Origin of the sequence: Nostoc parmelioides FACHB-3921 (genome assembly GCF_014696625.1) — a bacterium.
Lineage (GTDB): Bacteria > Cyanobacteriota > Cyanobacteriia > Cyanobacteriales > Nostocaceae > Trichormus > Trichormus parmelioides.
This window is the reverse complement of the sequence record NZ_JACJQL010000031.1, coordinates 66,196-85,481: the sequence shown is the minus strand read 5'-3', so window position 1 is coordinate 85,481 and position 19,286 is coordinate 66,196. Positions and strand designations below refer to the sequence as shown.

The 19,286-nt window shown below is 40.7% G+C and carries 13 protein-coding genes; 9 read left to right on the top strand and 4 right to left on the bottom strand.

The features are described from left to right. Positions 1 to 525: 525 nt before the first annotated feature. Entirely contained in the window at positions 526 to 1,800 is a 1,275-nt protein-coding gene (locus tag H6G14_RS19600) for an MFS transporter (RefSeq protein WP_190568990.1), read from the top strand. A gap of 519 nt (positions 1,801 to 2,319) precedes the next feature. After that, on the top strand, positions 2,320 to 2,820 hold the full coding sequence (locus tag H6G14_RS19595) for a sterol desaturase family protein (protein WP_190568989.1): 501 nt from the start codon (positions 2,320 to 2,322) through the stop codon (positions 2,818 to 2,820). Between the two features lie 218 nt (positions 2,821 to 3,038). Here H6G14_RS19595 and H6G14_RS19590 read toward each other — a convergent pair whose 3' ends face one another. Beyond that, positions 3,039 to 3,500, bottom strand: a complete 462-nt coding sequence (locus H6G14_RS19590) for a CYTH domain-containing protein (RefSeq protein ID WP_190568988.1) — start codon at positions 3,498 to 3,500, stop codon at positions 3,039 to 3,041. 39 nt (positions 3,501 to 3,539) lie between these two features. Between H6G14_RS19590 and H6G14_RS19585 the strand changes: the two genes are divergently transcribed. Together H6G14_RS19585 and H6G14_RS19580 are read left to right on the top strand one after the other, a co-directional pair. After that, the gene (locus tag H6G14_RS19585) at positions 3,540 to 3,683 is read left to right on the top strand and encodes a hypothetical protein (RefSeq protein ID WP_190568987.1); all 144 of its coding nucleotides are present in this window, start codon (positions 3,540 to 3,542) and stop codon (positions 3,681 to 3,683) included. After that, positions 3,676 to 4,230 carry a pyridoxamine 5'-phosphate oxidase family protein gene (locus tag H6G14_RS19580; RefSeq protein ID WP_190568986.1) on the top strand — a complete coding sequence of 185 codons (555 nt, stop codon included), beginning with the start codon at positions 3,676 to 3,678 and terminating at the stop codon, positions 4,228 to 4,230. Before H6G14_RS19585 ends, H6G14_RS19580 begins: the two co-directional genes overlap by 8 nt. A 416-nt stretch (positions 4,231 to 4,646) precedes the next feature. Here H6G14_RS19580 and H6G14_RS19575 read toward each other — a convergent pair whose 3' ends face one another. From H6G14_RS19575 to bchH, 3 genes are all read right to left on the bottom strand, one after another. Further along, positions 4,647 to 6,428, bottom strand: a complete 1,782-nt coding sequence (locus H6G14_RS19575; protein ID WP_190568985.1) for a diguanylate cyclase domain-containing protein — start codon at positions 6,426 to 6,428, stop codon at positions 4,647 to 4,649. 9 nt (positions 6,429 to 6,437) lie between these two features. Then, complete coding sequence (locus tag H6G14_RS19570) at positions 6,438 to 7,418, bottom strand: ABC transporter substrate-binding protein (RefSeq protein WP_190568984.1); 981 nt, start codon at positions 7,416 to 7,418, stop codon at positions 6,438 to 6,440. Positions 7,419 to 7,736: 318 nt separating this feature from the next. Beyond that, positions 7,737 to 11,402: a magnesium chelatase subunit H gene (gene bchH, locus H6G14_RS19565; protein ID WP_190568983.1), complete on the bottom strand. Its 3,666-nt coding sequence runs from the start codon at positions 11,400 to 11,402 to the stop codon at positions 7,737 to 7,739. A gap of 368 nt (positions 11,403 to 11,770) precedes the next feature. Between bchH and H6G14_RS19560 the strand changes: the two genes are divergently transcribed. From H6G14_RS19560 to H6G14_RS19540, 5 genes are all read left to right on the top strand, one after another. Beyond that, a complete protein-coding gene (locus H6G14_RS19560; protein WP_190568982.1) occupies positions 11,771 to 13,567 on the top strand; it encodes an ABC transporter ATP-binding protein in 1,797 nt (598 codons plus the stop codon). A gap of 106 nt (positions 13,568 to 13,673) precedes the next feature. Further along, positions 13,674 to 15,458, top strand: a complete 1,785-nt coding sequence (locus H6G14_RS19555; protein ID WP_190568981.1) for an ABC transporter ATP-binding protein — start codon at positions 13,674 to 13,676, stop codon at positions 15,456 to 15,458. Between the two features lie 824 nt (positions 15,459 to 16,282). Then, positions 16,283 to 16,993: a LabA-like NYN domain-containing protein gene (locus H6G14_RS19550; RefSeq protein ID WP_190568980.1), complete on the top strand. Its 711-nt coding sequence runs from the start codon at positions 16,283 to 16,285 to the stop codon at positions 16,991 to 16,993. Positions 16,994 to 17,363: 370 nt separating this feature from the next. Then, the gene (locus tag H6G14_RS19545) at positions 17,364 to 18,080 is read left to right on the top strand and encodes a response regulator transcription factor (RefSeq protein WP_190568979.1); all 717 of its coding nucleotides are present in this window, start codon (positions 17,364 to 17,366) and stop codon (positions 18,078 to 18,080) included. Beyond that, on the top strand, positions 18,077 to 19,192 hold the full coding sequence (locus H6G14_RS19540; protein ID WP_190568978.1) for a sensor histidine kinase: 1,116 nt from the start codon (positions 18,077 to 18,079) through the stop codon (positions 19,190 to 19,192). Before H6G14_RS19545 ends, H6G14_RS19540 begins: the two co-directional genes overlap by 4 nt. Positions 19,193 to 19,286 lie beyond the last annotated feature (94 nt).

Sequence of the window (19,286 nt, the reverse complement as noted above, 5' to 3'; positions counted from 1 at the left end):
ATTCTTCCCAAGTTATTGTGTTGTTACAATGCTTTTTCGTTCCATATTTTATCTGCTAAAAATTTTAATGATAATGATAATCGAAAAGAGGGGGGAGGAGGCGAGCGACGCTCACCTCCTCCCCCTCCCCACCACATGATTATCATTTTTATTTAGATAAGTTTAAGTATTTTAGCTCATTGACAAAATACACTTTAATCTAACCCCTCACGAGTGAACCTCTCTTAAGTATTATTATTGCTCATCCGACGGGGTGAAGAAACTTTCAGCTTTTTATCACAAAATATTACGTATACGAAATAAACGTTATATATCTCTTAATGAGTTAATATTACGCACTCTAAATTTATCAGATTTTAGTAAGTAGACTAATTTTTTACCCTTCGGTGGATGTAGTCATCTGCGGTACTCCTTTGCAGAAGCAAGGATTCGACTGACCTCACGCCGAAATCCACGCGGACATAAGAAGGGGAACTCACTCTGCAACGTCGTCTCCAAAATCCTCAATTTCCAGATAAATAATTCATGAATAAAAAAATGTGGCTGCAAATACCTGCTTTTAGGTCAAGAAATTATCGCTTGTTTTTTGCAGGACAAGGAATTTCTCTCATTGGCACTTGGATGACACAACTAGCTACTGTTTGGCTGGTTTATAGCTTAACTAACTCCCCTTTAATGTTGGGAGTTGTGGGATTTACTAGTCAGATTCCTAGTTTCTTTCTTGCACCTTTTGGAGGCGTATTTGTAGACAGATTTTCCCGTTATCGCACCCTGATTGGCACACAAATACTAGCGATGCTTCAATCGTTAACCTTAGCGGCGTTAACGTTTACTGGTGTCATTCAAATTTGGCATATTATCACCTTAAGTTTGGTGCAAGGGTTGATTAACGCCTTAGACGCACCTGCTAGACAAGCGTTTGTCCCAGAACTCGTACAACGCAGAGAAGATTTGGCTAATGCGATCGCCATCAACTCAACTATGATTAATGGGGCGCGATTAATTGGCCCAGCCATTGGCGGCTTATTAATTTCCTGGGTGGGTGTAAAGTATTGTTTTTTAATAGATGGCTTGAGTTATATTGCCGTCATTGCTAGTTTATTAGCGATGAAAGTTAAGCCTTGGACAGTAACTAAAATTGATGGTAATCCCTTACAGCAAGTTAAAGAAGGATTTATTTACGCCTTTAGCTTTCCACCAATTAGAGCGATTTTACTACTATCAACTTTAGTTAGTTTGATGGGATTACAAAATACTATCCTTGTGCCAATTTTTGCCGAAACTATTCTCAAAGGTGGTGCAGAAAGTTTAGGATTTCTCATGGCAGCTTCAGGACTGGGAGCCTTATCTGGCGGTATTTATTTGGCTACTAAAAAAACAATTTTAGGCATTGGTAAACTTATTGCTATAGCTCCAGCAATTTTAGGAGTTGGACTAATTACCTTTGCCATTTCTCGATATTTACCTCTTTCTCTATTCACCATGTTGTTTGTTGGTTTAGGGACAATTTTACAAATAGCTGCTAGCAATACATTTCTGCAAACAATTGTAGAAGAAGATAAGCGCGGTAGATTGATGAGCTTATACACCATGTCATTTTTAGGTATGATACCCGTGGGTAATTTATTGGGTGGCGCATTAGCCAATAGAATCGGCGCACCTAATACATTAATTATTGATGGTATAGCTTGTATTGTTGGTTCAATATTGTTTCAAAGAGAATTACCAGCTTTGAGAAAATTAATGATGCCAATTTATGAACAGAAAGGTATTGTCGCAGCTAAGAATCAAAATTCTTGATCAAAATTAGATATCGACTTATAGATTAAAAGACTAACCTTAACCTAAATTTGTACGAACTTTAACTCATTCTTTGCTTATAGTATATGCCTTCATAAGAAAATTATAAGGTGTTTACCATAAAATACAGCAAATCTATCGGTGTCTAGATGTATTGATTTTATCTGCCCAAATCCAGAAACCAAATAACAGGCTCTCAAAAGTTGCTGCTTCGTGTAATTAGGAGCATAAATTTTTAAAATTCCTCACTCCCAGAAGATGAGGAATTTGGTAATAGGTAATTGGACTATTACCCATTACTTATTACCAAAGCTGCGGGAAACTCTACCCCTTCATGGGTGGAGAAAGATAGCCGCACCGCCGCTTTAATGAAAATGCGACTTTTGCAATTACTTAAATGTTCAACAAAACAATTTGAAACTTATTTGCAGAAACACTATTGAAACTGTGTCTCTGTTTCAAAAGCAATGATAGTCACCTTTTTGGTGTGGTGTTTTTTACGGAACTTGAGGAGTACAAATGCTTGAGGCGATCGCTGTTGCTTGGCTACTATTATTTTTTGGCGATTTCTTGTCTACATTTTTTTATCATGTACCCGAACACGTTTTTGGTAGCCTCCATTTAAAAACGCATCATTCATGGAAGAAAAGCTTCCGTCACTACGCTATTTTAACCTCTAATACCCAAGTTCTTTTAGATGGTATCTTGGGAGCCTTACCTTATCTAATAGTAGCAGTAGTTCTCTGGTCTTTCTCTCCCATTGGTGTGATTTCTGGATTATTGTTAGGGCAATTTCATGTCTGGTGGAGACACGTAACGGCCTTGGGTTGGCAAACTCCAAAGTTGGTGAATATTTTATGTCAAATTCTGTTTATCACCACTCCTGAAAGACACTGGTTACATCATCAAAAAACTAACCTGGGTTTTGGTGATATCTTCACTGTTTTTGAGCAACCAGCACAAGTTTGGCTACGTTGGTTAAGATTACTAAGAGTACGTCTACGCTACTCCCGTATCTAATGCTAAATATCCCCGATTTCTTCAAGAAGTCGGGGAGATGAATCAATTCAAAATTCAAAATTCAAAATTCAAAATTCAAAATTCAAAATTCCCTACGGAAAGGCAAGCCTACAAAATCCAAAATGAAGAGAAGTATCTGTAGGGTAGGCATTGCCCTCACTACATAGGATTCACTACACCCCTACACCCTTACACCCAGTCTCAACATTCCTAATAAATCACCATTGCGAAAAAGGGTGTTTAACTAAATAACTATTGAAATATCTGTGATCTCCAGTCACTTCTGTGCCAATCCAGTGAGGAATGTCAATCTGTTGTGCTTCATCGGCGAGTTCAACTTCTGCTAATATCAAGCCTTGATTGACTCCGGTAAACTCGTCTATTTCCCAAACTAAACCAGCCACCTCGATTTTGTATCTGATTTTTTCGATAAAGGGGCGATCGCACAAAGTATTTAGTATTTCTTGGGCATCCGCAAGGGGAATAAGATACTCAAACTCTGAGCGGGAAAAATTTACAGTGGGGCTTTTAATGGTTAAATAACCTTGGTTACCAACTACACGAATACGCACAGTAGCCCCTTGTGAAGAGATGTATCCTTGGCAATATAAACGACCTTCAGCTAATTGCCGCCAATCATCTCCCTTGACTAAAAATTTTCGCTCGATTTCTTGTGCCATATACAATCTGCCCTTTTGCCTACCAAGCTACAGTGTACAATGCTTGTCTACGACACGCTGCCCGAACGTCGTTTTTCTTCGTTGCGGAAAGACTTCCTTAGCGATCGCCTCCGGTGGATGGGTACGCCGTCGCAAAACTTAAAGTTAATTTCTCGGCACTCAACACTTACCATTTATGGCTAAAGTTTTTGACCACATCACCAAAGAACTCCAAGAATTTATCACCGCCCAACACCTGTTTTTTGTAGCTTCTGCACCCCTAAGTCCTGATGGCCATGTGAATATGTCTCCCAAAGGACTAGACTGTTTTCGGATTCTTTCTCCTCATCAAGTAGCTTACCTAGATTTAACCGGTAGCGGTAATGAAACCTCAGCCCATCTCCAAGAAAACGGGCGAATCACTCTCATGTTTTGCGCCTTTGAGGGATCACCATTGATTTTGCGTCTCTATGGAAAAGGAGAGACAATTTTACCCAGTTCCCCTAATTGGAATTCCTTATACTCATTATTTCCCCCAATCCCTGGAACTCGGCAAATTATAGTTGCAGATATCGAACGCGTGCAAACTTCTTGTGGTCTTGGTGTCCCACTGTATGAATATCAAGGACAAAGACAGGCTTTAGTTGATTGGGCAGAAAAAAAAGGAATGCAAGGAGTTAATGACTATCGAAAGCAAAAAAATGTTGTGAGTATCGATGGTTTACCAACTCCACTCAGCAAATTATTTTAAGTAGCCTGGGCAAATCTCAGTAAATATGTAAATGCTTTTGTTACAAAGATGATCTTTGTCATGAATTAAGTAATTGCCGAAAACAGAAAGCATTTACAACAAATGAGAAAGCAATATCTCTAATTGCTTGCTGAAAACACTGAAATGAATACGCGATATACCGAAATGAGAAAGCATTTACAGCAAATGAATAAGCAATATGTCTAATTGCTTGCTGAAAACACTGAAATGAGAAAGCATTTACAGCAAATGAGAAAGCATTTAAGCATTTTGCTTTCTCAAACAGGCAAATTATATAGCTGTTGACGGTTGACGGTTGACAGACTTGAATTTGATTGAAAGTAATCTTTAGGGATTGGGGATTGGGTAAGATTTTTTCTCTAATCTTCTACCCAATACCAAAAGGCATAATCAGATCAATAACAATACCGATTGCGCCCCTGTTGTTTGGCATTATACAGTGCCTTATCGGCTAAAGCGATGATTGTATCTGGATTAATATCTTGTTTGGGTATGACACAAGTAATACCCAAACTAACTGTAACAATATCCTTGATGTCAGACCGTGCATGGGGAATAGCCTGATCTTGAATTGCTTGCTGAATATTTTGTGCTACTTTGATTGCTCCTGTTAAGTCAGTATTGGATAGGAGTACGGAAAATTCTTCTCCACCGTAACGCGCAACGAGATCAGCAGGACGATAAACTGTCTGTTGTACTGTTTGCGCTATTTTGATGAGACAATCATCGCCTCTTAGATGACCGTAGTAGTCGTTATAAAATTTGAATTGATCTACATCTAATAAAATCAGTGACAGGGGTTGTTGTTCTCGTGCAAGGCGTTTCCATTCAGTTTGTAGTCGCCCATTGAAACAGCGTCGGTTAGCTACTTGAGTCAAACCATCTATATTTACCAGTTGTTCTAGTTTCTGATTTGCCTCTTCTGCTTTTTCTTTAGCAATTATTAACTCTGCTGTTCTCTCATTTACCCGTTGTTCCAAAGTTTCAAAAGCTGTTTGTAATTGAAGTGCCATGTCGTTAAACGATGTTGCCAGTTGACCTATTTCGTCTCTTGAGTTTATTTTGGCGCGGATATCTAAATTACCTGCGGTAAATTGGGAAACTATATTGGTAAGGTAAATGATTGGCTTTGTTAGCAATTGCCCAATGGAAAAAGCGATGATTGTCACAACTGAAGCGATAAATGCAAACAGAAACATTGCGTCACGAGTTTGCTTTTCTACAGGTGCTAGGGCAATAGCAAGAGGCTGTGCAAACAATACAGACCAAGGTTTATATTTTAAATGAGCGATCGCAATCAGATTAACCTGATTACCTGTTGCATCCAAAGATGCAAGTAAATACGACTGTTTATTATCTAATGCTTGCTTAAGTTTTGACTCATTAGTTGCCAATTCTTTGAGAGGAGCATTCAGTAAACGCCCTTTTTTTTGTAGTTTAGTGACAACATCCAAAGGCAGAGGCACAATTGATTTAAAAAGCAGTTCTGGTGCAGCGCTATGTGCTAAATAAATATTATTTTCATCTAAAAGAATAGCAAAGGATTTTGCCCCAGACATTTCGGTTTGTCTAGTAACTAACTGCTGGACAACAGTAGCATTATAGGAAATACGCAATACACCTAATATATCTCCCTTGGCATTGCGAACCGGGCTACTAAAAAATATGGTAACAAGATCAGGAATTTTTGGTGAATTCTTCATGCTAGAAACATAGGATAACCCAGTTTCCAGTGGTTTTTTAAAATAATTTTCCCCTGATTCATCTTTGCCAATATTCGATGTATCTGTGTCCAATACATTTTTGCCGTTTAAGTCGAGCAAAGAGTATGAGAGAATATTGAGCATATCTTTGCGACTGAGACGGCTTAATGTTTCTGTCGCCAATTGCATTTCCGGGCTGTCATCTCGCAGTTGTGGAGTTAGGCTGAGGTAGCGTGCCAAACCCGGTAAAATCGCCTCTACGCGCACAGCATTGAGATTTCCATCAATAAAGGCATCAATTCTATGAGCAGTTTCGTTAGCCGCTACAGATAAGGTTTGTCGGGCGTTGTCAGTTAGTGCTTTTTGAGTTGTCTGTTTGTTGATAGATGCCAATAATAGCAAAGGAATCAACGCAACAATCAGAAACGAGGCGATCAACTTTCTGCGGATGCCACCCAAAAAACTTTGCTGCATGGCGTTAAACTAGGGGAGATGGTTCAAGAAGGAAGAATTAAACAAATTTTTTAATTCAGGAATGCGGGTGACGCTGCCAGTGCGAATAAAAAAGTCTGCATATATTTTGGCAGTTTTGTAGACAGAGTTAGGGTTACTAGATTCAAAAAAATTTTGATTTTCTGCTAAATTAGTGAGGTTTACTCCCTCCAGAGAGATTGTATTGCTAGGAATTTTTAACACTTTGCTGATGATCGCGTTTCCTTCTTGAACATTTGCTTTCCAGTAGTTTACTGCTTGCAGCCATCCTCGTACGAATGCACGAACGTCTTCGGGGCGATCGCGGATTATCTCTTTGCGAAAGACAATCAGATCTAAAATCAAGCCAGGGGTTTGTTTGCTGGTAAATAAAATATGTCCCCCTGATTTCATAGCTTCAGAAAGATGGGGTTCCCAAGTGTGTCCGGCTTGAATAACATTATTTTTCAGACGTTGCGGAATTTCTGAAGCCTCTAATTTAACCAAGTTCACATCATCGCTGGTGAAGTTAGCTTTTTTCAACATCTCAGTCACGAAAACTTCGCTAAAACCGCCTAGATTTGCACCCAATTTTTTACCTTTCAAGTCAGCAACGGTTTTAATTTCTGATTGGGCGACTACTACATCTGCTCCTGTTGATTCATTTACAACCATCACGCCTTGTATATCTGGATTTGTGGCACTCAAGATGATAAAACTTCCCAAAGAACATATAACACCATCATACTTACCCGCACTGAAATTTGCTGCTTCTAATCGGATGTATCGTCTATGAGTTATTTCTACATCTACCCCTTGGGCTTTGAAGAATCCTTTTTGTTGAGCAATGATGGCTGGATACTCCCCAACAAAATATCCAGATGGTATTTTCAAGGGTGGGCGTTTTAATTCAGTCAGTACTGAACCATGACAAGCAAATAGCAAACAGGAACTAATCAGACAAATACTGAGGTATTTGAGTAACTTCAACATAATTAAGTAGAGCAGTGTAATTAACAATTCAAAATTCAAAATACCCTACGGGAAGGCAAGCCTACAAAATTCAAAATTAAAGACAGTTGGAATTGGGGATTTAAACCCCAACTCAACTGATACTACGTGTAGATGTAGGGGTCTTAAACCCTTTTATTTACGATAAATAAGAATTAACACAGATTTGATTTGATGTTCCCGAAATCGGCGTTACCAAACTGCTAATTCGCCTTTATTTTGACGCGATGTGGATATAGTATCTTGATATTTAATGCTGCAATGACGGGTGAATTAGTTTTTAATTAATTGCCAACGATATTAAACAGTCACTCCTTCCAATTGTTCATCAGTCAATTCATACAACTGACGCAACTTATCTAACTTATCTGTATCAGCTTGCCATAAACCCCGCCCATGCGCTTCTAACATCCTGCTGATGATATTACGAAAAGCTTCTGGGTTGGCTTGGCGTAATTTCTCCGCCATTTCGGGGTCTAAAGCATAAGTATCTGCGGCCTGATCATAAACCCAATCATCTTTAAAATCAGCCGTACCACCCCAACCAATTAGGGCTGTCATGCGTTGGGAAATTTCGTAAGCACCACCGGAACCTTGACTCGCCATTGCATCAGCCCATTTGGGATTGAGTAATTTGGTGCGGTATTCCATCCGCAATAAATCCTCTAAGTTGCGGGGTGTGGTGTCTTTGGAGAAACTTTCCACAAAGCTAGCGGTAACTTTCTTACCGCTTTGTTTTTCGGCTGCTTTTTTCAAACCACCTGTATTGGCGTAATATTCCTGAATATCGGTTAAACCATATTCTACCGAATCTATTTCTTGAACGATGCGATCGCTCGTCTTCAAAAGTTCCTGCAATACTTCCGGTCTAGCTTGACCTTTATCTTGTCTGCCATAGCTAAAAACATTGCGACTTTGCCAAGTATTGCCTAACTCTTCTCCAGATTCCCAGTTACCATCCACAACTCTATCATTGACCAAAGAACCAAAATCACCCGCAGGGTTGGAAAATAATCTCGCGGAAGCATTCTCTACACCTTGGGCTTTTAAAGCTAAAGCGTGTTTTCTAATAAAATTCTGGTCTTCTGGTTCATCAGCGTCAGCAGCCCTTTGAAATAAATCATCTAATAATTCGATGATGTTAACGAAACTATCTCTAAAAATCCCCGATAGATTTCCTAATACATCAATGCGGGGATGTCCGACCTCTGCTAATGGCTTCAATTCATAACGCACAATGCGACCTGTTCCTTCTTTCACAGGTTCAGCACCGACTAATTCTAAAAGAATCCCCAAAGATTCACCCTTAGTTTTAATTGCATCTAATCCCCACAATAAAACAGCAACTGTTTCGGGATATGTATGATGTTCTTGTAAATGTTGGGCAATAATTTTTTGAGCAATTTCTCGACCCCGTTCATACGCTGCGGGGGATGGCATTCTGTAGGGGTCTAAGGCGTGAATATTTCGACCTGTGGGTAACACACCAGTACCATCACGTAGTAAATCTCCTCCCGGTGCTGGGGGGATATATTCACCATTTAATCCGCGTAAAAGATTAGTTAATTCATCTGTAGTTTGCATTAACAAATCTGTGATTTGCTTCTCAATTTCCGGGTCTTTTGGTTGTTCTTCACCAAAATAAGCATTGAGATAAGAAGCTAATTCTTCCTCATTTGGGGGTTCACCTAAAGTATGTAACCCAGAAGAAAATAACCGAGTTTCTAAAACTTGCAAATACTCATATAATTTCACCAGATAATCATCAAAAGCATGGGCGCTAAACATCCTGATATTTTCTGGAGTAAAGGAAATACCCAAGCGTTTGGCATCTTCAAAGGGGCAATCTGCATCTAAACCAGTATCAACAATCTTTTTACAAATCCCTTCCTTAAGTACATAATTCTTTTGCGGGTCTTCTCGATATTCCGCAATTAAATCGCGCAGTGTAATTAATTCTTTATATAAACCAGCACGACCATAGGGCGGGACATTGTGAGAAATTAGCACCCCATAACCGCGACGCTTTGCCAAAATCGACTCGGAAGGATTATTGGCTGCATATATATATAGATTGGGCAAATCTCCTAACAAAATATCCGACCAGGAATAACCAGTATTACCCAAAGGTGAACCAGGAAGCCATTCTACCGTTCCGTGCATTCCAAAATGGACGACAGCATCAGCTTGTAATTCATTTTGCAGCCATTTGTAAAAAGCAGCATATTGGGGATGGGGTGTTAAATCACGTTCAAACATCAGGCGCATGGGGTCGCCTTGTATCCCCAATGGTGGCTGGACACCTATCCACACATTCCCTAACTGCACACCACCAACATGGAGTTCATCACCGTAGGTTTTGATTCCGCTACTGGTGAGGGATTTCCATTGTTTTTCAATCCGAGAAGTGCGGAGATATCCCAACCATTTTTCTAATTTACGGGAATTAACAGTATTAGCTGAAGAGGGAAAAGGCTTATTTTTCTCCCATCTTTCCATCTCTTCATCCGTTTCCTTCACCAGACGAATTAATTCTTCCCCATCTTCGGGAATATCACCGACGTTATAACCTTGGTCTTTGAGGGCGTGGAGTAATTTAATTAAACTGCGGGGAACATTTAATAATGCAGCCGTACCCGTAGCCCCATAACCAGGAGGGAAGCCATATAAGATGATGGCAATTTTCCGTTCTGCTGGGGGTGTTTGACGTAGAGAAATCCAGGTTTTAACTCTACCAATGAGGCGCTGTACCCGTTCAGGAACTAAATAAATATCTTCACCTACCAAACCACCAAGGGGGATGGTATCAATTGCACCGTCTAATTCTGGTAAGGCGTATAACACCACGCTTTGCAAACCACCTACACCTTGACGTGTCCATGAATGGATATCTTGAATTAATAAAGGTGCAGCGACAATATAAGGGACGTTTTTGGCGGTGAGGATGCGCTTGGCTACTTCTACCTGACGACCTGCTTCCATTGAACCAGCCGGGCCACCGACTAGGGGAAAGCCAATAGTAGAAACAATTGCATCAACTTTGACGGCTTCTGGGGATAATGAGGGTGTGGCAATATTACCTATTTGGCGTTGCTGAAATTCGTAGTCGGTGGTCATCCAATCCCGCACCGCAACGTGTCCTTCTACACCATTGATAAATATTGGTAAGGGGATTAAGCCTGCATCTTCAAAACGGCGAATCAGTTGGGGAATATAGGGTTGTTTGGTGATGACGTGTTTACGGTAAAGAAGAATACCAACAACTGGGTTTTTTTCCCCCCTGCTTTCTTGCCTCTTTTGATACCATGCCAAATATTCACGGGGGGATTCAAAAAACCCTGGATAATCGGGATGCAATAAACCTATGTCGGGGGTTTCGATTGGTGGGGGAATGTCGCCGATTTTTAAATCTAAATATTTTTCTGCTAGTGTCCAAAATAAAGCAGCCACGTTTTCAGTGCCGCCGGCGTTCCAATAACCATAGATAATTAACCAGTTGCGTAAGTCTTGGACTTTCTGCACTGGGACAAATTTTAGGAGTTTGGGGCCGATTTTTAAAAAGCTAATATAACCGGCGAGTTTGTCTTCTTCTCGTCCGTTGCTGAATTTGTCGAGAATAAATTTAACAGGTTTGGGCATTCCCTTTGGTTTATCACCAATAGCAAAAGCACCCAGTTTAGTTAAACTCATCAATTCTAAAGCTGACTCGAATACTAGGCGGATGGGAATTTGGGAAACGCGATCGCGCAACCACACAACTTGGTCATAATCAAATAGTAGACTACCAAAAAACACATCCGCGCCTTGCAATGCCGCTTCCACTTCCAGGCGCTTGCTGGTAATATCGCGATCGCTAAACACCCGAATATCTAAATCAGCACAGCGAGAATTAGCCAAAACCGCGGCCTTTCTGTACAAATCAGCATTAAATGATTCAAATCCAGCAATCAAAACGATGCGTTTCATTCCCGTAAGCCAAGAAACATTTCTTTACCTAAAATTTTACATAAAGCTCTTGACAATTGGGCATCAGTTACAAAAAAGGGATTAGGGATTGATTTGTCTTTAAGCTAATACGGGCTGTTAACAGTCAACAGTCAACAGTCAACAGCAGAATAGCTTACCTGCCAATTTTGGCAATTTGGCACATTTGATAATTACCAGGTTGGTATTCTGAGGTTCACGAATGTTCTTTGTGCGACCATACAGACTTGCAGAATCCCTCGGTTAACCACCGGGGGTCTTTTTTTTAACCTTTGTAGGGGATAATTTTTAAAAGATATCAGGGATAGATTCCAGTGGTTCCACAATCAGAACTTCAGGAAAACTCATCAATGCAATCAATTAAACGTGTATTGGAGAGTTTGCGGAATTATAGATTGATTTCGCTGGGGGCTTTGTTTAGTCTTTTGCTGTTGACGGTGGCGAATGCGGTGACTCCTCAACTATTTCGCTGGGGAATTGATCAGGGTATCGTCAAGAAAGACTTACAGATAGTACTTTACAGTGCCGCCTGGATGGTAGTTGCGGCGATCGCTCGCGGTGTGTTTAATTTTGGTCAAAGTTATTTGGCAGAGGCGGCTTCCCAAGGTGTAGCTTATGAACTGCGAAACAAGATTTTTAGCAAAATTCAAAATCTTAGTTTTAGCTATCATGACCAGTCACAAACTTCTCAACTCTTAACCCGTGTCACTAGTGATATTGAGCAAATCCGCGCTTTTATCGGTACTAGCTTGATTCAGGTGATTAGTGGAGTGGTAACCTTAGCCAGTGCAGCCGTCATCTTGCTGATCATGAATTGGCAACTAGCACTAATTACCTTAACAGTCGTACCCATGTCAGGGTGGTTAATGGCGCGATTCATCACCCAAAATGACCGACTGTTCCGGCAAGTACAAGAACAACTAAGTGACCTAAATGCTGTATTGCAAGAAAATCTGATTGGTATTAGGGTAGTCAAAGCTTTTGTGCGGGAGTCGGCGGAAAGGTCACGTTACACAGGTCTGAATGATGCCCTAGTCAAGGCTAACATGAAGACAATTAGCGCCATCCGTAATACCTTCCCGTTTATTTTTTTACTGAGTAACCTGGTAACCTTGGCGGTGTTTGGCTATGGTGGGGCGCAGGTGATTGGTAATACTTTCTCGATTGGTGAACTAGTAGCCTTTAACGCTTATTTAGTATTAATCTTGCAACCAATTTTACTGATTGGCTTTGCTGCACCAGCGATCGCTCAAGCAGCCGCTTCTGCTCAACGAGTCTATGAAGTTGTAGATGCAGCAGTGGAAATCCGCGATCGCGCTGATGCCATTCCCTTTGAAACTTGTGGTGGTAGAATCACCTTTGAAAATGTCTCTTTCCGCTATCCTGGTGCAGCTACAGAAGCCCTAAAAGATGTTTCCTTTGAAACTAAACCTAACGAATTAATAGCCATTTTAGGCATGACAGGTTCCGGCAAAAGTACCGTTATGAACCTGATTCCCCGTTTTTATGATGTCACTCAAGGCGCAATTCGCATTGATGGGCGAGATGTGCGAGACTTCACTCTCAACAGCCTCAGAAAGCACATCGGTATTGTATTTCAAGAAACCACCCTCTTTTCGGGAACTATCCGCGAGAATATCGCCTACGCCAAACCTAAAGCATCATTAGAACAGGTGATGGAAGTAGCGAAAACTGCCCAAATTCATGATTTTATTATCAGCCTGCCAGATGGTTACGAAACCATAGTTGGTGAACGTGGCGTAGGTTTATCTGGTGGACAAAAGCAACGAATAGCGATCGCTCGTACCCTCCTCACCGATTACAGTATTCTCATTTTGGATGATAGTACCTCGGCCGTTGATGCTAAAACCGCCTCTGAAATTCAAGCCGAACTAGATAGCATGATGCGGCAAAAAGCTTGTGTCACCTTTGTTGTGGCTCAACGTATCAGCACAGTCAAAAACGCCGATCGCATTTTTCTCATAGATAAAGGACGATTAGTAGCCCAAGGTACTCACGAAGAGTTAATGCAAACCAGCCCGCTTTACGGTGCGATTTTGGAATCTCAGGTGAAGAAGAAACAGGAAGCAGGGGAGCAGGGGAGCAGGGGGCAGGGGGCAGGGAGCAGGGGAGCAGGGGGAACATAAGAAGTAATGATTGTTTACTCATTACTCATTACTCCTAACTCCTAACTCATTACTCATTACTCATTACTCCTAACTCCTAACTTATTACTCATTACTCATTACTCCTATGAGAACTCCCGCCCCAGTTATTGCATCTGAGCAACCAGCCAGCAAGCAAATTTCTACCTTACGGCGCTTTTTACAATACCTGCGACCCTTTCGCAAAGAAGTTCCCATTGCTTTGAGTTTAGTATTAACTGGCGCTGCCACCCAGGCGATCGGGCCGTTTTTACTGGGTTGGTCAGTAGATAACCTCATAGCCAAAGGCAATTTACAAGGATTGCTACTGTTATTAGTATTATTAGGGCTAAATTATAGTTTTGGTATCTGGGCAATCCGTGGGCAAGTTATTCGCGTCGGCTGGATTATGCAGCGATTACTGGCTCAGTTGAGGCAAGATATTTTTACTAAAATTCAGAGTTTGCCACTCAGTTTTTTTGACCGCAGTGAAGCCGGCGATTTAATGAGTCGTCTGCTAAATGATGTCAACACTGTTAATCAAGCCTTTGGGCAAACAGTGGCACAAATGCTAGGTAATACCTTCAGTTTGGTAGGTATTGTCATTGCTATGCTTTCAATTAACTTACAACTTGGGTTGTTAAGTAACTTAGTTGTCCCTCTGATGATTTTTACCACCAGCTTATTTGCACGGTGGGCTAGGACTAAATTCCGCGTCACCAGACAAACAATTGGGGAACTTTCCGCCAAATTAGAAGAAGATATTGGCAGTGTGCGAGAAGCCCAAGCCTTTAACCGGGTACATCTCAACATCGCAGAATTTGACGTTCTCAACGCTGCTAATCGGGATGCCAACGTCGAAGCCGTAGCTATTACGGCAGCATTTTTACCTTCAATTGATTTTCTCAACACCTTAGCTACAGCAGGTGTCCTTGCCTATGGTGGTTATCTTGCTGTCACAGGTGCAGCCACCGTGGGAGTAGTGACATCATTTTTACTTTACGTCCAGCAATTCTTCCGCCCCATCCAAATCCTCAGTCAGTTTTACACCCAAGCTCAATCTGCCTTTGCCGGATTAGAGCGTATTTTCCTCTTACTAGATGAACCATCCCAACTGAACGACGCACCCAACGCCACCCCAATGCCTCCTATTCAAGGCGAGGTGACATTTGAGAACGTCAAGTTTGGTTATAACCCAGAACAACTAGTCCTCAAAGGCGTAAATTTACAGGCTAATCCAGGACAAATGGTGGCATTAGTAGGGGCAACAGGCTCAGGCAAAACAACAATTATTAACTTGATCTTGCGTTTCTATGATGTGTCCGACGGTGCAGTAAAAATTGATGGCGTTGATGTACGTAGTGTGACCCAAGCCAGTCTCCGCCGTCAGATTGGCATTGTCCTACAAGATAATATTTTGTTTAGCGGTACTGTTGCCGAAAATATTGCTTTTGGCGCTCCTTATGCCACTCAAGCCGAAATTGAAGCGGCAGCACAAATGGCAAATGTCCATGAGTTCATCACTTCACTACCACAAGGTTACACAACTAAATTGGGTGAACGGGGCGCGCCTCTCAGCCAAGGACAAAGACAACTGATTAGTATTGCTCGTGCCGTATTAATTAACCCCCGCATCTTGATTCTTGACGAGGCAACCAGTAGTATAGATACCCGAACAGAAGCGTTAGTACAGGATGCGATCGCCCGTTTATTACAAGGTCGCACCAGTTTTGTCATTGCCCACCGCCTCAGCACCGTTACCCAAGCTAATCAAGTATTAGTCATTCAACAAGGGCAAATTGTAGAACGGGGTACTCACGCAGAACTTGTCAGCCAGCAAGGTATTTACGCTAATCTTTACGCACTCCAATTAGGGGCAGCAACAACACAATAACTTATTGGTAATTGGTAATTGGTAATTGGTAATTAGTAATAAAAAAATAATTACCTAATCTCAAAAAAATCACCTCTGGATTTTATACCTCAGAGGTGATTAGCAAAGACATCTGATTGTGGACTAGTCTGTAATTTAAATTTAACTTTGAAATTACATATCTTCCCTCCATCTGAAGGCGCAAGGAAGGTTAAGTTGATTTGTAATTAGCAGTACAAAAATCAGAATACTAGTATTAAATTAATCTTAACCATACCCTATAATGAACCGTACATAATCACTGAATATTTAAACTCCATAATTATTACTAAAAAGGTACTAAATACCTAATATTTTTTCACCAACATTACCAAGATATTCTCTAAATTAAATTAGAAACTTTAATAATACATTGTACATTACTAAAGATTAAATAGTAATTTATTTTTGTCAGTGAATCAACATGAATATGTACATATTACTTTAATGTAACTCTTTTTCAAGTCAGATATACAATAAGAAGAGATGCCAATGACTTATGCTTTGGTTGACCATCACAGCAAACTATTCTCCCTCTCAATCGCTTGCCTTTTATGGCAAGTTGATGTGCTGTAGTGGTAAGAGATGAACAGCATATCTATAGGCAGAGGGGATATCTCGTAAAACTTTTCCTGAAAAGAGTTTAATACTCTGGGTCGTTAAACTTTGAAATCTACACAGTTAGACCAATTTGAGTGTATTTCAAGTGACTGAATATCATTTATTGTTTTGCTGATTTATCAGCACAGATGGTCTATTGTCTATTGCCTCAAACGCTTCGCCAGATTTAAAATCCAGAGGACTCAATGACTAACTCCAGTTTTACGAAAGGAAAAAATTCATATCACCACCAAGCGGAAGAACCGCATTTACCGACCAAAATACAGATAAAAAATGGTAGCAAAAATGAAGTTTCTAGGCAGCGAGAACCTAGAAATGATGTATCTATTACTAATGACTTAAATCGAGGTCGAGTAGCTATTTTCATCGATGGTGCTAATCTATTTCAAGCCGCTTTACAACTCGGTATCGAAATCGATTACCTCAAATTACTTTGTCGTTTAACTGCGGGTTCTAGATTATTACGGGCATTTTTCTACACCGGAGTTGATATGTCTCGACCAACTCCTACACGTCAACGCACCAATGATAAGCAACAAGGTTTTCTATTTTGGATGCGCCGTAACGGTTATCGTGTTGTCACCAAAGAACTCCAAGTTACAGATAACAACAAAAAACCAAATTTAAACGTAGAAATTGCTGTAGACATGATCACTTTAGCACCACATTATGATACAGCCGTCTTAGTGAGCGGTGATGGTGATTTAGCATACGCAGTCAACGCAGTCAGCAGTACCGGAGTTCGTGTAGAAGTCGTCAGTTTACGAACCATGACTAACGACTGTTTAATTGATGTTGCCGACTACTTTATTGACCTCGACAGCATTAAACAATATATCCAAAAAGATTCCCATCTAGGATATGGCTATCGGACGCTATCTAATTCTAATCTTTAGATAAAAAATATCTAAAATGTAGGGTGCGTCAGTATAAATAACCTCTGGGTGTAGTTAGGTTTTCTCAAACTGACGCACCCTACCAACCTATTGAGAAAGGATTCACTTGACATTCCTTTCTTTTTTAATGTTTGCGAACTGTTAATCAGTTTTAATAACCTAAAACCTATAAAAGTAATATTCGATTTGTGAAATATACGTAGGGTCGGCATTGCCCACCCTACATATACTTTTCTTTAATAACCTAAAAGCTATATCTAGCTCAAGCACAACTAAAAGCGTAAGTGTTAAATTAATTACTATCGGAACTCTTGCAGTTGCTGGAATAAAATAACAAGCCTAGAAATTACGCTGCATATCTTACATCAAAATGGACATTCTAATTGTTGAGGATGAATCAGAAATTGCTCAGTTAATTCAGCATTCCTTAGAAAAAGAGGGCTTTTCCTGTCGGACAAGCCGCGATGGCATCAATGCTTTACGAATATTTCAAGAACAATCACCGGATTTAATCATCCTAGACCTGATGATTCCTGGGCTGGATGGGTTGGAAGTTTGCGCGAGAATTCGCCAGAAACCTGGGGCAAAAGACCCATATATACTAATGCTCACAGCTAAAGGTGAGGAAATAGACCGGGTAATTGGCTTGTCTACTGGTGCTGATGACTATATGGTCAAACCCTTCAGCCCTAGAGAGTTGGTGGCGCGTGTGCGGGCGCTTTTACGGCGCAGCCTACGTCAAGGGGGACAAGCTCAGGTAAATCGGACTCAACACTTTATAGTAGATTTAGACCAACGGACTGCTAGTCGTCAAACAGATGCCCATCAACCAGAAGCTTTAGATTTAACTACTTTAGAATTTAATTTATTAAGCACTTTCGTCAGCAATCCTGGGCGAGTGTGGAACCGTACCCAACTAATCGACAAATTATGGGGAGATAATTTTTTTGGTGATGAGCGTGTTGTGGATACTCATGTAGCTAGGCTCAGAAAAAAAATTGAGCCTGATCCCACCAATCCTAGTTTTATTAAAACTGTCGTTGGCGTTGGTTATAAATTTGAAGACTCTCCTGCAATTTCATCATGATAAATAAAGGTTGGCGTTGGACAAAATCCCTACCTTTAGCATCCCGCTTGTTTGTCTCCCATTTAGTGGTAATGATAGTGGGATTAATTAGTCTGGTGATTATCAGTAGAGTTTCGTCGCCACGCTTTTTTGTCCTGCACTTAGAAAGATTGGAAAGTGAAGGGGTAAATTTAATCAATGTTCGTGCAGATTTAGTCCAAGGGTTTGAGATAGCTTGGCGCAGTAGTACTATTTGGTCAGTTTTAGTCGGTAGTACGGCTGCGGGAGGCTTGAGTTACTGGGTTTCTAAACGGATTATGCAGCGATTAACTGAGATGGAACAAATCACTCAACAGTTTGCTGCTGGTCATCTACAAGCGCGACTACCTTTGTCTGACATCCCCGAACTCAATCGCTTGGGTACGAGTTTTAACCGCATGGCTGCAAGTTTGGAAGGGGTGGAAGCACGCCGACGGGAACTCATAGGAGATATGACTCATGAACTACGCACACCGTTAACAGTGGTGCGTGGTTATTTAGAAGAACTCGCTGATGGTGAAATTGAACCGTCCCCAGAGGTTTATCGGCGTTTAGCAAAAGAAACTAGACGTTTAGAACGTTTGGTCAACGATTTACAAGAATTATCGAAGGCAGAAGCTGGTTATTTACCGATTAGAATACAACCAATAAATTTATATCCTTTATTAGAGTCTTTAGTTGAAAGATTTAGCGATCAATTGTTAGAGGATGGGCCAGTATTACTTGCAGAATTTACACCCCAAATGCCCCTTGTATTAGCAGATATCGATCGCACAGAACAAATATTAGTAAATCTATTAGGTAACGCCATCCGTTATACCGTTAAAGGTTCAATTACTATCCGTACATGGACTGAAAACAGGCAACTCTGGATTGCTGTGATTGATACAGGGATTGGTATTGCTTCAGAGGATATACCCCATGTATTTGAGCGTTTTTGGCGAGCAGATCAATCGCGCGATCGCCACTCCGGTGGCACAGGTATTGGCTTAACTATCACTAAACACCTAGTAGAACTACAAGGTGGCGAAATTCACTTAGATAGTGAACTAGGTATTGGCAGCACTTTCCGATTTTGTTTGCCTTTAGCATAAGCACGAGTTCATAGATCCCCGACTTTTTAAAAAAGTCGGGGATCTGAGCGTTCCTACAACACAAAATGAACGGCTTCCATTATGATAATGGTTA